The sequence below is a fragment of the Paenibacillus germinis genome, from assembly GCF_013141785.1.
GTDB lineage: Bacteria > Bacillota > Bacilli > Paenibacillales > NBRC-103111 > Paenibacillus_E > Paenibacillus_E phytorum.
This window is the reverse complement of sequence record NZ_WHOC01000158.1, coordinates 190484-206423: the sequence shown is the minus strand read 5'-3', so window position 1 is coordinate 206423 and position 15940 is coordinate 190484. Positions and strand designations below refer to the sequence as shown.

The following is a 15940-nucleotide window of genomic DNA, read 5'->3' as shown; positions in this document are numbered from 1 at the left end:
AATACATTGAAACAACCTATTTTACAAGTTAATGGATTAAAAACTTACTTCTTCACGGATAAAGGCGCAGTGCCGTCTGTTGACGACGTTACTTTCACATTACAAGAGGGGGAAACACTTGGTATTGTGGGGGAATCTGGATCAGGCAAAAGCGTAACCTCCCTTTCTATTATGGGGTTGATTGAAAGTCCGGGAAAAATTGTTGAGGGAGAAGTTCGTTTTCGGGACCGGGATTTATTGAAATTAAGTGATCATGAGATGCGGAAGATTAGAGGCAAGGAAATCGGTATGATCTTTCAAGAGCCTCTGACCGCATTAAATCCGGTTTTCCGTATCGGCCATCAAATTCAGGAATCACTTATGAACCACAATAAGATGAACAAGACAGAGGCAAAGCAACACGCTTTGGAGCTGTTGAACAAAGTTAAAATACCCCGGCCTGAAAGTGTGTACGAATCGTATCCCCACGAACTAAGCGGTGGTATGCGTCAAAGAGCGATGATTGCGATGGCGATTTCCTGCAGTCCTAAAGTGTTGATCGCTGACGAACCGACAACCGCCCTGGACGTTTCTATACAAGCGCAAATTTTGAAAATAATGAAAGAAATTATTCAGAATGAAGGTAATTCCATAGTCTTGATTACTCATGATTTGGGTGTAATTGCTGAAATGGCAGACAGAGTTGTGGTTATGTACGCAGGCCAAGTTGTCGAACAATGCAGCGTATATACCTTATTTAAACATCCAAAGCACCCTTATACGCGGGGGTTGTTAAAAAGCATACCAAAGTTGCACAATATCCTGGAGACCTTGGATTCCATAGAAGGCTCGGTCCCTAACCCGTTGAACATGCCGGAAGGCTGCCGCTTTCATCCGCGTTGTTCCTTCGCAACCGGGGCATGCAGCCGTAATGAGCCGCGTTTAACAGAATTAGCGTCGGATCATCAGGTTAGATGCTTGATGTATCAGGAAGAATTCGAAAAAGAATGGGCGGAGAAGAGGTGATGATAGTGGAAACGAAAGAACAACGTAAAGTGCTCCTGAAAGTCCACGAGTTGAGCAAGCATTTCGAAATTACCAAGGGCTTCATAAAAAGAAAAACGCAAATATTGAAAGCGGTAGATCAAGTGAGCCTTACTGTTTATGAGGGTGAAACTCTCGGTATTGTGGGTGAATCGGGATGCGGGAAATCGACGTTGGGGAATATGATTATGCACTTAATAGAGCCTTCCTCCGGGAAAATTTTGTTTGAGGATACTGATCTTAGCGAAATGTCACGCGAAACGCTTCGCAAAAAACGCAAGGATATTCAAATGATTTTTCAAGATCCGTTTTCATCATTAAATCCCCGTTTGAAAATATTTGATATCATTGCTGAACCGCTCCGTACACACGGGATTGCCAAGGGGGATAAATTGGAGGAAGAAGTACACAAGCTTCTGGAAGCGGTGGGCTTATCTGCGGATTTTGCAGAGAGGTTCCCTCATCAATTCAGCGGCGGGCAACGGCAAAGAGTAGGAATCGGGCGAGCATTATCCCTGAAGCCTAAATTGATCGTTTGCGACGAACCGGTGTCCGCTCTGGATGTGTCCATACAATCACAAATACTTAATCTTCTTTCCGTTTTACAGAAGCGTTATAAGCTGACATACATTTTCATCGCTCACGGCCTTCCGGCTGTTGCCTACATTAGCGATCGCATCGCAGTTATGTATCTGGGAAAAATTATGGAAATCAGCAAAAAGGAAGATTTGCTTAACCGTCCTTTACATCCTTATACCGAAGGGCTTCTTGCCTCCGTACCCGTTTCGGATCCGGAACTTCGCGGAAAAGAGAAGAAAGCATTGGAGGGGGAAACTCCAAATCCGTTAAATCCACCTTCAGGCTGCAGATTTCATACCCGCTGTTCCTACGTTCAGGACCGGTGCCGTGTAGAGGAACCGCAGTTACGTCAGATAGGTTTGGATCGATCCGTTTCTTGCCATTATCCGCTTGGGGAAATAGAGGCGTCACTTTATGGGTAATCAGCATCAGTATGGTGTCAGTTCAGCACATCCTCTGGCGACGGAAGCGGGGATGTCCGTATTAAAGGCCGGAGGCAACGCGGCAGATGCCGCTATCGTGGTTTCGTATATGTTGAGCGTGGTCGAACCTTATGCTTCCGGGATCGGGGGAGGCGGTGTCATGTTAATATTGCCTGCAAAGATACAAGAATCGGTAGTGTGCGATTACCGGGAAGTTGCACCTATGTCGGGGGTTATCTCGCCTTCAGAGGTTGGGGTCCCGGGCTTTGTAAAAGGCATGGAGAAGGTACATGAATTATTCGGTACTTTGGATATGGCAACCTTAATGGATCCTGCTATAAGCGCTGCTGAAGCGGGTTTTGCCTCCGGTGCAGCCTTACATCGGCAATTGGTGAAATCTCCGCAATTGATTGCAGAACAGCATCCAAGCTTTTTTCCCGAGGGGGAAGCTATTCGTCAAGGAGAATGGTTGAAGCAGCCAGTACTTGCCAAGACGATGAGAGCAATTCGTGATAACGGCTCCGCTTGGTTTTATCAGGGTGAGCTGGGGCAACAAATTTCGGCTATGGTAGACGGAATGACACAAGACGACTTACGGGACTATCGCGTGTCCATGAAAAAGCCAATCTACAGTGAATACGACAATTACGATGTGATCACATCACCTCCGCCTTTCGGAGGTGTAACGTTGATCCAAGCGTTAAAGATCAGTGAACTGCTAGAGCTGCACGAGCAGCAGAAGCAATCTATCCCTTATATACATCAATGGGGCGAGGTCATAAGGAAATGCTATGAGCTGAGAAAAAGCACGATGGGTGACCCGGACTTTTGTTCTCCGCCGGTAGAAAGGCTGATTAGCCGTGAGCTAATCGGCTTATTGGCTGACAACATCAGACCGGACATCATATCAGAGATACCCGCTGCTCTGGACGATGTTGCTAATACAACTCATTTTTCCATTGTGGATAAAGATGGAATGTGTGTGTCTGCGACAAATACAATAGGCGGTTTTTTTGGTCAGGGTATTGAAACAGGCGGATTTTTTCTCAATAATCAAATGCGTAATTTTACGAATGATGCAATCTCCCTTAATCAGGTGCAGCCGGGAAAAAGGCCACAAAGTTACGTGTGTCCGACGATCATACGAAACCGTGAAAGAACCATTGTGATTGGCTCGGCAGGAGGCAAGCGTATCCCTATGATACTATCTGTCATTCTGGAAAATGTTATAAAAAAAAGGATCGGCCTCGAAGAAGCAGTAGCTGCCTCGCGGTTTTTTATAGATGAAAAAATGATATCTGTTGAGAGCCGCTTTCGGCTGCTGTGGCGGATGATTTAACCAAGCTCGGATATGAGGTAGTGAACAATGAGGATCCTATGTATTACGGGGGGATTCACGGGTTAATGAGATGGCATGACACAGGAAAAATAGTTGGTGCTGCCGATCCAAGACGGGGAGGAGCAAGTCAAGTAAGCGAATAGAATACACTCCCGAAAACACAATTCGGTATGAACTTACTTTATTGCTGTAAGAATATGAAAAGAGGCGGCTCATATTAGCCGCCTTTATTGTATTCACTTAATGAATAAGAGGGAAAGGAAGGATAGCCAAACTCCAATTCGTCCAAGCAAAGAATGCAGACTTCCCCTAGTATTAGGACTTCCCCGGCTTTGTTGTTGCACCTTGGACATAGCAGATGTCTGTCCTTATTAGCTTCCTTATCGATCGTTAGATCAGGTTGGGCGGAAATAATAAATTCCTTAGCCATTGAATGGATGTTGTTTATCACGCATCTCAATCCTTCCTTGAACTCTTTTCTTGCTTTATGATCTCATAAATAGTATACACTATATTTAAATAGTGTGTACTATTGAAATGTTATAAAGACATAATGATGTCTTATATATACTTAGGTTTGTATTTTTTTCATAACCGAAGTCTAATTCGAAAACTCAAAGGACTTAACTTGATAAAAATTGGCAGTTGGGGGAACTATTCAATAAAAAAGATAACGTGGAGGATTGAAGAATGGAGCATCCATTACTCTCAGAGTTGAAGCAGCTCATTACCGATCTCGAACAAAAAGAGGCTGCGACCATTTATACGATTCCCAGCGAAATTATGGGGGCTACGAAAAAGGCGAAAAACTTGGAAAGATTTTTACACGATATATTTGCTGTAGTTAACGGCAGCGGCGGGATTAATCTGCTGAGCATTATCCGTAGGGAGTTTGGCATGAGCGTAGAACTTACAGATCATATCCATCAGTGGGCACCGTACAGCAAAGATCAATTCGAAGATGCACTCTATGATGCGATTGATCGGGTTGAAATTCGTGCAGGAAAGCAAGGGTTATTTTTTCAAGGTTCGCCTGATAAAAAGGAAGCCGCAGAAGCACTAAGTATGCTTAAGCGTATCGCCCATGCCGCGGTTAAGTGTCAATTTAATCCGAAACTAGCTGGACCACATGCCTATATTGAGATATTGGACTCTGTAATCCAATTTTATGGACTTCCCAATTCGTTCCCTGATGACACCATGATCAAGTACAGAACCTTAATTTCCTCTGATCGACTGTTTGCAATGTCGGGGAACGATGAAACCATCACAGCTGCATTGAAGAATCATGTAAAAGAGTGGTACCAACGTTCATCCTTTACCTTCTTGGAAAACAGCGAATGGTATCATACTTACGAATCTGTCCGAGATTATACGTACGTTTTAACGGAGGAGCAGCTAGAACGCTTACGGATTGATTTCGTCGAGCATATTAGGAATGAATTTAAACTAGTAAAAGCAAAACCTGAGCTGCACCGCGTGAAGCATCTGAAATCCATGCTGGAAACCGTACTGAACTGGAAGGTTTAGTTACCACGAAACCGTTTAATTGGAATCCAGCATTTGCAGCATCCGCTGATTCCGAAAGCATAAGGCGACGGGCCTCTTGCAGCCTTAATTCACGAATTTCGTGCTTTTTACATTGTTTTGATTTCAATTGTATGCTTAGCATTAAAAATGAAGGAAGTCTGTCGAAAGTTGTCGAAACGACTCCTAACTATCTTTTTAGGAGATGAGGAGTATGAGAACAGCCGATGCTGCTCCGCGGATACGACTTGTTCATTTTATTACCCTATTGATGCTTGTATCTATTTCGATCATATCGATCATTCAAATAGCTGCTTCATTTAAGGCAGAACGAGATTCCTTGTATGAAACGACACTTGAGCTTAATTATGAAAGTGCAAAAAAAATGAGCGTGACCATGAACTCCCTTTTCAAAGCAATGGAAAAAAGCTTGAAAGTGACCTCTGAACACCTGGAGAGGAGTATACAAACACAAGATTCTATTCAAGAGCAATTGGATTTGGTAACGGGGAGCAGCAATTACTTCAACTCACAAATGGTCAATGACGCCAATGGGAATGTCTTAGCCATTTCTCCTGTTTCAGTAGGTCTCACTAGCAAAAAACTGACATCGAAAGCCGTTTTAGATGCGATTGAGCAGCGAAAGCCTACGATCTCAGCACCTTTTGAATCTGTAACGAATAGGCTTATTGTATTAATGACAAATCCTATATTTAATTCCACAGGCCAGTACATGGGTTCTTTAGGAGGCGCTATTTATTTACGAGAAAACAATGTATTAAATGATATATTCGGTTCCAACAGCTACTCTCCATCAGGTTCATATATCTATGTGGTCGATGGGGCCGGTAATCTTATTTATCATCCAGAACACAATCGTTTAGGTCAGAATGTGAGCGCTAATCCAGCGGTGGCCAAGCTCATTAATGGTCATAGCGGTAAGGAGAAAGTCGTGAATACATTGGGAGTACCAATGCTTGCTGGCTATTCTTATGTACCTGCTAATGGTTGGGGGATCGTTGTGCAATCGCCGCTGGAAGAGATAAATGAAAAATCGATGGGTTTGATCCAAAATGCCATTCTGTACTCATTACCCTTTCTCCTGCTTATACTTATGCTAACGGCATGGCTGGCCAAGAAGTTGACTCTTCCCTATGCTCGATTGGCTGCGACTGCCTATAAAATCCTGAATGGCAAACAAGTCGCAGATCTGCCAAAGGTAAGAACGAATACGTATGAAGCCTATCATTTGTATAAAACCATGTTAATCACGATCGATGCTTTGCAAAAGAGAGCGAATCAATATGCACTGGAAGCTCAAACGGATAATTTAACGGGTCTTGCCAACAGAAGGAGCATGGAAACACAAATGCTTGAATGGTTGGAGGAAGGCATAGATTTTTCACTCATTGTACTGGATATTGATCATTTCAAAGTTATTAATGATACGCATGGGCATCTTGTAGGAGATACCGTTCTAAAATATTTAGGAAAGCTTCTGCTTTCAATGGCAAGTGAGAACGAACACTACTTCCGGTTTGGCGGAGAGGAATTCATTGTTCTGCTGCCCCATGTGACGAAAGAGGATGCGTATCTGTATGCAGAGAAAATTCGTAATAAGTTGGAATTGACCATAAGCCCAGTAGGTCAACCCATCACGGTATCTTTGGGAGTGTCCTCATTCCCAACAGATGGAGTGACGGCACATGAAGTGCTTGAGCATGCGGATCAAGCGCTCTATTTTGCCAAAGGAAAAGGGCGGAATTGTACCGTTGTTTACGATCCTAAATATGCATAGTCCAAAGACCTTAGATCAATCGCAAGAATTTGCGGCGGAGCTAAGGTTTTTTTCTAATGAAGAGACATTTCTTATATTGACAGCGATTGGTAGATAGCTTATAGTAATGAAAATATTTAATTCCGAGTTAACTTATTGGAATAATGAATGTAACATCTTTTTAGGTCTAACTGGAGGGGCACTGCGATGAATATTGAGAATATTGAAGCGTTCGTGTATGTCATCCATTATGGCAGCTTTAACAAGGCGTCGGAAGTATTATTCCTTTCCCAGCCTTCGGTAACAGCTAGAATTCAATCGTTAGAACGGGAATTGGATTGTCAGCTCTTTGATCGAATTGGCAAGCAAGTACATTTAACGGAAGATGGCAGGAAGTTTCTTCCTTACGCGCAGCAATTACTGCAAACATTTCAGAAGGGTAAAATCCATCTTAAGCAGAAAAAGGCGCTGCCTAATGAGCTGCGAATCGGCTGTACGGTATCTGTATCTAACTACATGATGCCAGCAATCATCCCTAAGATGAAGCATAAATACCCGGAAATCAATTTTAAACTAATGACAGGAATAACGGATGATCTCGTCAACAAAGTTCTGAACCGAGATGTGGATATCAGCTTTGTGCGGGGAGTCACTCATCCAAGTCTTTTGTCAGCAAAATTTTATGAAGATCCTATTCGACTCTATGTCTATGAAGGGCATCCTTTTATTGGGAAAGAAAACTTAACGATCCAAGATATCGGACGTCAGGCTCTTATTTTCTTTGAGTGCGGCTCGCTAGACTGGATGCGGATTCACCGTGTATTTGATAGTTTGAAGGAGTCGCCAAACATCCAGATCCAGACGGATAACTCCGAAACAGCCAAGAAGCTCGTTCTACAGCGGGCGGGTATCGCTTTCTTGCCTGGGCTTAGCGCCAGTCAGGAAGTTAAGGACAATAAGCTATTTCCAATTGACTTCCCAGAGACAGCGGGCATTGCCTTACAGACGAACTTGATTACGCTAAATGGGGAAAATACGTTATTTTTCAACAGTATTTTGGATATTTGCAAAGGATTATGGGGCCGAACGAAAGGGTAATATCAGATTCTTATATATGCTTATAGAAAAACTCTATTATCCAGTTGTGAAACTTGATGATAAATTAGTGCTAATATTAATTCATACAAAACAAGTAGGAATTATAAGTTTTATTATTGTAACCGAAAAAATGGAGGGTATACACAGATGAGAAAATTAACAATCCTTGGAACAACACTAACTTTGGCTTTGGTAGCAGCAGGCTGCGGGGCGAAAAATACTGAAACGATCGCATCACCGAGGGCAGCCGCTGAAGGTACTAAGGCTGCTGCTGCAACTGCTGGGGCGGAGCCTGTCAAAGTGAAGAAGATTATTGTAGGAACGGGCACACAATTTCCGAACGTAGCTTTTCTTGATAAAGACGGTAAGCTTACCGGTTATGATATCGAGCTTGTCAAAGAACTGGATAAACGCCTTCCTGAGTATGAGTTTGAATTCAAAACGATGGATTTCGCTAACCTGCTCCTCAGCTTGGAAACGAACAAAATTGACTTTGTTGCCCACGAAATCGAGAAGAACAAGGAAAGAGAGCAAAAATACCTGTTCAACAACGAGCCTTATGCCTACTGGAAAACAAAAGTTATCGTGGCTAAAGACAATACCAACATTAAATCGATTGATGACTTAAAAGGTAAAAAAGCGTTAACGACAGCGACTAGTGCCGAAGCTACGCTATTAGAAAATTATAATAAAGCAAACGATAACGCGATCAAAATTGTTTACCAAAACGGTGCTGCCAACGACTTGGTTAGTCAGCTTACAACAGGACGTGCGGACGGAGCACTCGGAGCGGATTTCTTACTGCCGCTGGTCGACCCGCAAACCAAATTAAAAGCAGTGGGTCCGATTATTGAAGAAGCTGAGGTTCGTTTCCTCTTCCGTAAAAATGATAAAGACGGGCAAGCTCTTGCGGATAAAATCGACGTGGCGTTGAAGGCAGTGAAAGCAGATGGAACGCTTTCCAAACTTAGCATTCAATGGCTGGGCGGAGACTATACGAAAAAAGATTAATGCAGCTTTGAGTAAGAACGGTACAGAAAGGTGAGATCGTCCGAATGGAACAACAATTTGAAATCACCTATGTCTTTGATTTTTTGCCCAAACTAGTATCATACCTGCATATCACATTGTTTATTGTAGCTTGCTCTATGCTGTTGGGTGTGTTAATCGGATTCCTCATAGCCCTGCCAAGGCTGTATGAGGTTCCGGTCTTAAGAAGGATATCCCAAATCTATGTGTCATTTTTCCGGGGGACGCCGATCCTCATACAGTTGTTCCTCATCTATTATGGACTTCCCGAGATATTGAAGCTCGTTAATGTCGATGTCTCCAAAGCCCCCGTCCTGACCTTCGTCATTCTGACTTTTGGGCTGCATGGAGGTGCTTATATCTCTGAAGTCATTCGGGCAGCCGTGAAAGCTGTGGATCGAGGGCAAATTGAGGCTGCCTATTCGATAGGTATGACAGGGTTCCAAGCCTTTACACGTATCATCATGCCACAAGCGCTTGCCATATCGATACCGAACTTTGCGAATCTGCTTATCGCCAATTTGAAGGATACTTCGTTAGCCTTTTCGTTAGGCGCGATGGAATTGATGGGGAAAGCCCAGACGCTTGGTGCGGCAACTCAGCATTTTATTGAAACGTACATTTGTTTATCACTTATCTACTTTGTCATTTGTTACGGGTTAGAGAAGATGTTCTTGGATATCGAGAAAAGACTGCTGCGGCATGAACAATCCATTGTTCAACGTGATTCAAAGTTTACATTTAGGCGATTGTTTAAGACACCTTGGGCAGCGTCCGCTCAAACGGATAAAGGAGGGTATCAATCATGAAACTCGATCTAGGGTTTATCGGTTCCGCCTTTATTCAACTGCTTTCTGCTTTGCCCATTACGCTGCTAATTACGTTTGTATCGGTTTTCTTTGGATTTCTGATTGGATCCGCAGTGGCGATCATCCGAATATACCGCGTACCTGTTATCCATTACATCGCAAGCGGCTATGTGACGTTCATCCGAGGAACACCGATGCTCATGCACTTGCTGCTCATTTATTTCGGATTGCCTGTGATTATTGATTCTTTGGCAGCAGCCCTCGGTTGGAGTTTCCGATCGACTTCTATTCCAATGATCGGTTTTGCCTTTCTTTCCTTCTCGATTACAGCAGGAGCTTATTTGGCTGAGGTAGTTAGATCAGGCATTCTAGCTGTGAATAAGGGGCAAATCGAAGCTGCCTATTCGATCGGCATGACAACACCGCAAGCGTTAATGCGCATCGTGCTTCCTCAGGCATTGGCTGTTAGCTTGCCTAACTTATCCAATTCGTTCATTGGTATGCTTCACGGTTCTACACTGGCTTTCACGGTATCCGTTGTTGAAATTAATGCCAAAGCGCAAATCGTTGCTACGACAAATTGGAAATTCTTTGAATCCTATATTGCCGCGGCTTTCCTGTTTTGGGGAGTGACGATTCTGATCGAGAAGATAACGGAGCTGCTGGAGAAACGAATAAATATTTATAACCGAGGTGGTGTACGATGATCAAAATGGCGAATATCACCAAAGCATTCGGCAAGCATGAGGTGCTGAAAGGTATCAATTTGACGGTGAAAAAAGGAGAAGTCGTCTGTATCCTTGGCCCAAGCGGTTCAGGCAAAACGACGCTGCTTCGCTGCATCAATTACTTGGAGAAGCCGAATCAAGGTGAGGTAACGATTGGGGATTTCACCATCAATTGCAAGCGCCCGAGCAAACAGGATATTCACACGCTGCGCAAGAAAACGGCGATGGTATTTCAACATTACAATTTATTTAAACATAAAACGGTGCTGGAAAATGTGATGGAAGGCCTTGTCATTGTACAGAAGCAATCCAAAGAAACTGCACGGCAAACGAGCATTCAAATGCTGGAGAAAGTGGGGCTGGGAAGTAAGCTGGACGCTTATCCAAGCCAACTGTCAGGCGGACAGCAGCAGAGGGTGGGCATTGCCCGTGCGCTGGCACTCAATCCAGAAGTGATTTTGTTCGATGAACCAACCTCTGCACTTGATCCTGAGTTGGTTGGTGAGGTGTTGGAGGTTATTCAGAAAATTGCCAAAGAAGGCATTACGATGATCGTTGTTACGCATGAAATGGGCTTTGCTCGTGAAGTTTCTAATCATGTTGTGTTCATGGATCAAGGTGTGATTGTGGAAGAAGGAAGGCCTCAGGATATTTTTAGTGATGCGAAGGAAGAGCGTACGAGACAATTTCTGAAAAGAATTACGCCGGAGTATACGTTTAACATTTAAATTTACAGCGAATACGGAGTGGATATTATGGGGATCAAACTTAGTATTTTGGATCAAAGCGTTATTTTCCCGGGGGAGAATGCGGAAGCCGCTCTGCAGCATACGATTGAGCTTGTGCAATTAGCGGAAAAGCTGGACTATCACCGTTTTTGGGTATCGGAGCATCATGATTCCGATCAATTGGCGGGTTCTTCACCCGAGGTGCTAATTTCTCATTTATTAGCGAAAACTGAGCGCATTCGCATTGGCTCTGGCGGTATCATGCTGCAGCATTACAGTCCATACAAAGTAGCAGAAAACTTTAATGTCCTTGCATCATTAGCACCTGGAAGAGTAGATCTCGGTATCGGAAGGGCACCAGGCGGGCTTCCTCGTTCTACAAAAGCTCTGCAGCAGGGCATCACAGAACCAGCTACGTTATCGGAGAAGCTGAAGGAACTCAAACAATTTGTTCATAATCGATTGGATGCTGATCATCCGCTTACAGGCCTTCGAGTATCTCCGATTCCGACACAACCAGCGGATATCTATCTGCTTGGCGCTACTGCGGCCAGTGCAGAATTAGCTGCTGAATTAGGGCTTCCCTATGTGTTCGCCCAATTCATTAATGGAGATCATGCTGTGGCAGCGGCTGCTTTTGAAGCGTATCACACTGGATTTAATCGAGAACAAGGCGGACAGCCGAAGGCGATTTTGGCTCTGTCCTTAATTGTAGCTGACACAGAAGAAGAGGCCAAAGTGCTGGCTGGCGAATATAAAAATGTCAAAATCCATTTGGAAAACGGCAAAACATTGACGGTTGGAACGCTTGAACAGGCCGAGGAGTATGGACGGCAAACACAAGCTAAATTCACCGTAGAAGAGAAGGAAGCGGAGATTACGAAAGGCACCAAAGAATCCGTCCGCCAAAAGCTGCTGGACATCCAGCAAACGTATGGGGTAGATGAGTTCATCGTTACAACATCGGTGAAAGATTTCGCCAAGCGCTTGCGGTCCTTTGAATTGCTTAGTGAGGCATTCTCGGAGCTGCTTGTGTAGGTAAAACGCCATACGTCAATTGGAGGGGGAATGAGAATGAGCGAGGCGCTATCGGAACAATCACAGTTGGCATTTGAGCAGAAACTGATCGCGATTCGGCGTCATCTGCATCAAAATCCGGAATTATCAAACGAAGAAGTTCAAACAACCGCATCGATCCGAGGCTGGCTGCAGGAAGCGGGCATCCGAGTGGCTAACTTTCCGCTGAAAACAGGTCTTGTCGCGGAGGTTGGAGGTCTGCACGAAGGACCCATTATTGCGCTGCGAGCCGATATTGATGCTTTGCCTGTCCAGGAAGCTACTGGACTGGCTTATGCCTCATTGGTTCCGGGCACCATGCATGCTTGCGGACATGACTTTCATACCGCAGCTATTCTGGGCGCCGCTTTCTTATTAAAGCAGCAAGAGAAGGAGCTGCAGGGCACGGTTCGTTTCATTTTCCAACCGGCAGAGGAGAAAGCGCAAGGAGCGGAGCAGGTCATCAGGAGCGGTGCCTTAGAGGGGGTTCGTGCGGTATTTGGGATGCACAATAAGCCCGATCTTCCTGTGGGCACAATCGGCATTAAACCGGGGCCACTCATGGCTTCTGCAGATGGGTTCGTTGTTGAAGTCGAGGGTAAGGGCACACATGCTGCAGTGCCTGAAGCGGGGATAGATCCCATCGTAACCGGCGCACATATCGTCACAGCACTCCAAGCGATTGTAAGCCGAAATGTGAGTGCGCTGCAAAGCGCTGTGATAAGCGTCACCAAGATACACAGTGGAACCGCTTGGAATGTCATTCCGGATAAAGCTGTCTTAGATGGAACGGTGAGGACATTCAATGAGGAGGTTCGAACCACGGTTCTGAACAGGTTCGATCAAGTGGTTCATGGTGTAGCGGCTGCTTATGGGACGAAGGCAACTGTACGATGGATCAAGGGTCCTCCAGCCGTGCAGAACGATGCGGGGTTAGCGGAATTAGCAACCCGAGCTGCGGATATTGCAGGCTTGCAAGTCATCACGCCTACACCATCTCTAGCAGGGGAAGACTTCGCTTTCTATCAGAAGAAGGTGCCAGGTATCTTCTTCTTCATGGGCACATCGGGTACGCAGGAATGGCACCATCCCGCCTTTGATCTCGATGAGCGCGCGCTGCCGATCAGCGCCAACTATTTTGCCATATTAGCGGAGCAAGCTCTCAAGCAAATAAGCTCCAAATTCGAAGTGGAGGTATCAGGATGAGTCAACTTGTAATCGATATTGGGCCTTATATAGATACTAATAAACAGTTAAGATCAGCGATTGAAGGTCTTACCGATGAGCAGTTGAGATGGAAGGAGAGCGCGGATAAATGGAGTGTGACGGAAGTTTTGTCCCATTTGACGGATCATAACATCGTTGTTTCCTTTCGCATTCGCGAGATCATTTCTGGCTCCACGGTTCAACTGCCTGCCTTTGGGCAAGATGCTTGGGTAAGTAGTGCCAAGGCGAATGAAGGCGCAGCCGTTGATATTTTGGATGCCTTCCAAGCGCTGTTGACGTATAACAGCCTATTATTGCGAAGATTATCCCCACAAGACTGGGAGAAAACGGGTGTTAACTTCAAAGGACAGACGTTAGCATTAACGGATGTCGTTCAATCTTTCACCGCACATGTGCAAGTGCATCTTGCCCAAATAGAGCGGATTAAACAAGCTAGGCAAGCCGCCATATAAAACCGATTAAACCTATTGTGATAGAAAGAGGTGTGGGGGAAATGAGTACAAATAGGATTCGGATTCGTGAAGCTCGTACGGAAGACCGTGAGGTGATCAGGCAGCTTCTTATTGATGCCTACAGTCAGTACGAAGCAGTTCTTCCTCCCGAAGGATGGCAGCAGTACAGAGACAACATTCTTGCCTCTGTAGATGGCGACGCTCCCTCTGCACGACTAATTGCCGAAATCAATGGGGAAATCGTGGGCAGCTCCCTCTTGTTCCTGTCTTCTCAGGTTGCCTATGGACTTCCTGAATTGGATATCCATACTCCCATTATTCGATTATTAGCTGTTTCTCCGCAAGCTAGAGGCAAGGGAATCGCTACGGAGCTAATTAAAGAAAGCGCCCGGCGAGCTTTGGAATTGGGTGCTTCTACGCTGCATCTGCACACTTCCGATATGATGGAATCTGCCGTGAAGCTTTATGAGCGTTTAGGCTTCGAACGGGCATTTGATAAGGACATTTTAAAGGGTGAAAACGTCGTAAAAAGCTACCGCTTGCAGTTGAAAGAAGCAGCGATTCTTCAATAATAATCATAAGGACGTGATGACGATGTCAAAACAAAAGCAACTGAAGCTTGGAGCAATCATTCATGGTGTTGGTGGAAACATATCAGGATGGCGCCATCCCGATGCGATTACTGATGCGAGCGTCAATTTTGGCTTTTATAAACAGCAGGCTCAGAAGGCTGAAGCCGGTAAATTCGATCTGGTTTTTATTGCGGACGGTTTGTACATTACCGAGAAATCCATCCCTCACTTTTTGAATCGGTTTGAACCGATTACAATTCTTTCGGCGCTGGCTGCTGTAACGTCCAATATCGGTCTTGTTGGTACACTTTCGACCTCCTACAGCGAGCCCTTTACAGTATCCAGACAATTCGGCTCGATTGATCTGATCAGTGATGGGCGTGCAGGCTGGAACATCGTAACTTCACCGCTAGAAGGATCGGCTAGAAATTATAGCAAAGACCAGCACCCTACACATCCAGAACGATATCGAATCGCAAATGAATTCTTAGAAGTAGCGCGTGGACTTTGGGATTCCTGGGAAGACGATGCTTTCGTCCGGGATAAAGAAAGCGGCGTATTCTTTGATCCGAGCAAACTGCATACGTTGAACCACAAAGGGGAGTTTTTCTCCGTACAGGGACCACTCAATATTGCTCGTTCGAAGCAAGGTCAGCCGGTTATCTTCCAGGCAGGAGCTTCTGAGGATGGTCGTGCTTTCGCGGCTAAAGTCGCAGATGCCATATTTGCCGGACACGAAACGATTGAGGAAGCTAAGGCTTATTATCAGGATATTAAAAGCAGAGCGGTAGCTTCTGGCCGTTTAGCCGAAGATCTCGTTATTCTTCCTGGGATTAGCCCGATTATCGGGCGCACAGAAGAAGAAGCAGAAAGCAAATATCAAGAGATTGCTAACTTAGTTACGATTGATAAAGCATTGGATTTTCTTGGGCGCTTCTTTGAGCACCACGATTTCTCTCAATACCCGCTTGATGAACCGTTCCCGGATCTCGGTGATTTCGGCAGCAACAGTTTCCGCAGCGGCACGGATAAAATCAAGCAGACGGCCAAAGAGAAAAATCTCACTTTGAGACAAGTGGCGCTTAGCGTGGCGACCCCGCGCAATGAGTTCACGGGAACACCTGAACAAGTAGCGGATCGTGTCGAACTCTGGTTTAAAGAAGAAGCGGCAGACGGCTTTATTATTGCTGCAGCTCTTCCCAAAGGATTGGACGATTTCGTCGATCTCGTTGTGCCGATCCTGCAAGAGCGCGGTATATACAGGAAAGAGTATGAATCTGACACGCTGCGGGGAAACCTAGGCGTACCGATTCCGGTGAATCGCTACACGAAGGTAGAGGCTACTATTTAAAAATCAATTAGTATTGGTACTCATTTCCAATTTATGTACTTAGTCTTTAACCGCCCGTTTTGGGCGGTTTTATGGCGTTTAGGTTGAATTATTTCCCAAAGCAGCTTCGAAATTCCAATATTTGAAAACAAATGTGTAATCGTATAAACTGTGAACATAGACTATTGTGGAGAAAAATGTAGCCTATAGTCAAAATGTGTTACTAAATCATATAGGTGGTGCT

The 15940-nt window shown here is 44.9% G+C and carries 15 protein-coding genes; all 15 read left to right on the top strand.

Annotated elements, in window-relative coordinates; genetic code table 11:
- Positions 1 to 6 precede the first annotated feature (6 nt).
- The 15 genes from GC102_RS30545 (at position 7) to GC102_RS30475 (ending at position 15717) form a co-directional block, all read left to right on the top strand.
- Positions 7 to 1005, top strand: a complete 999-nt coding sequence (locus tag GC102_RS30545; protein WP_171692837.1) for an ABC transporter ATP-binding protein — start codon at positions 7 to 9, stop codon at positions 1003 to 1005.
- Positions 1005 to 2024, top strand: a complete 1020-nt coding sequence (locus GC102_RS30540) for an ABC transporter ATP-binding protein (protein WP_171692935.1) — start codon at positions 1005 to 1007, stop codon at positions 2022 to 2024. The genes GC102_RS30545 and GC102_RS30540 overlap by 1 nt, the downstream gene beginning before the upstream one ends.
- Complete coding sequence (locus tag GC102_RS30535; RefSeq protein WP_171692836.1) at positions 2017 to 3363, top strand: gamma-glutamyltransferase family protein; 1347 nt, start codon at positions 2017 to 2019, stop codon at positions 3361 to 3363. Before GC102_RS30540 ends, GC102_RS30535 begins: the two co-directional genes overlap by 8 nt.
- A gap of 690 nt (positions 3364 to 4053) precedes the next feature.
- Positions 4054 to 4893 (top strand): hypothetical protein, encoded by an 840-nt coding sequence (locus GC102_RS30530; RefSeq protein WP_171692835.1) that lies wholly within the window; start codon positions 4054 to 4056, stop codon positions 4891 to 4893.
- Positions 4894 to 5104: 211 nt separating this feature from the next.
- Positions 5105 to 6688, top strand: a complete 1584-nt coding sequence (locus tag GC102_RS30525; RefSeq protein ID WP_171692834.1) for a sensor domain-containing diguanylate cyclase — start codon at positions 5105 to 5107, stop codon at positions 6686 to 6688.
- 186 nt (positions 6689 to 6874) lie between these two features.
- Complete coding sequence (locus GC102_RS30520) at positions 6875 to 7765, top strand: LysR family transcriptional regulator (RefSeq protein WP_171692833.1); 891 nt, start codon at positions 6875 to 6877, stop codon at positions 7763 to 7765.
- 147 nt (positions 7766 to 7912) lie between these two features.
- Positions 7913 to 8776 carry a transporter substrate-binding domain-containing protein gene (locus GC102_RS30515; RefSeq protein ID WP_171692832.1) on the top strand — a complete coding sequence of 288 codons (864 nt, stop codon included), beginning with the start codon at positions 7913 to 7915 and terminating at the stop codon, positions 8774 to 8776.
- A gap of 44 nt (positions 8777 to 8820) precedes the next feature.
- Positions 8821 to 9603, top strand: coding sequence for an amino acid ABC transporter permease (locus GC102_RS30510; RefSeq protein WP_171692831.1), 783 nt, complete (start codon positions 8821 to 8823; stop codon positions 9601 to 9603).
- Positions 9600 to 10310, top strand: a complete 711-nt coding sequence (locus GC102_RS30505; RefSeq protein ID WP_171692830.1) for an amino acid ABC transporter permease — start codon at positions 9600 to 9602, stop codon at positions 10308 to 10310. Before GC102_RS30510 ends, GC102_RS30505 begins: the two co-directional genes overlap by 4 nt.
- Positions 10307 to 11059, top strand: coding sequence for an amino acid ABC transporter ATP-binding protein (locus tag GC102_RS30500; protein WP_171692829.1), 753 nt, complete (start codon positions 10307 to 10309; stop codon positions 11057 to 11059). The genes GC102_RS30505 and GC102_RS30500 overlap by 4 nt, the downstream gene beginning before the upstream one ends.
- A 27-nt stretch (positions 11060 to 11086) precedes the next feature.
- On the top strand, positions 11087 to 12097 hold the full coding sequence (locus tag GC102_RS30495; protein ID WP_171692828.1) for an LLM class flavin-dependent oxidoreductase: 1011 nt from the start codon (positions 11087 to 11089) through the stop codon (positions 12095 to 12097).
- A 36-nt stretch (positions 12098 to 12133) separates the two neighbouring features.
- Positions 12134 to 13321, top strand: a complete 1188-nt coding sequence (locus tag GC102_RS30490; RefSeq protein WP_171692827.1) for a M20 peptidase aminoacylase family protein — start codon at positions 12134 to 12136, stop codon at positions 13319 to 13321.
- Positions 13318 to 13794, top strand: a complete 477-nt coding sequence (locus tag GC102_RS30485; RefSeq protein WP_171692826.1) for a DinB family protein — start codon at positions 13318 to 13320, stop codon at positions 13792 to 13794. The genes GC102_RS30490 and GC102_RS30485 overlap by 4 nt, the downstream gene beginning before the upstream one ends.
- A 41-nt stretch (positions 13795 to 13835) precedes the next feature.
- Complete coding sequence (locus tag GC102_RS30480; RefSeq protein ID WP_171692825.1) at positions 13836 to 14366, top strand: GNAT family N-acetyltransferase; 531 nt, start codon at positions 13836 to 13838, stop codon at positions 14364 to 14366.
- A 22-nt stretch (positions 14367 to 14388) separates the two neighbouring features.
- Positions 14389 to 15717, top strand: a complete 1329-nt coding sequence (locus tag GC102_RS30475) for an LLM class flavin-dependent oxidoreductase (protein WP_171692824.1) — start codon at positions 14389 to 14391, stop codon at positions 15715 to 15717.
- Positions 15718 to 15940: the final 223 nt, after the last annotated feature.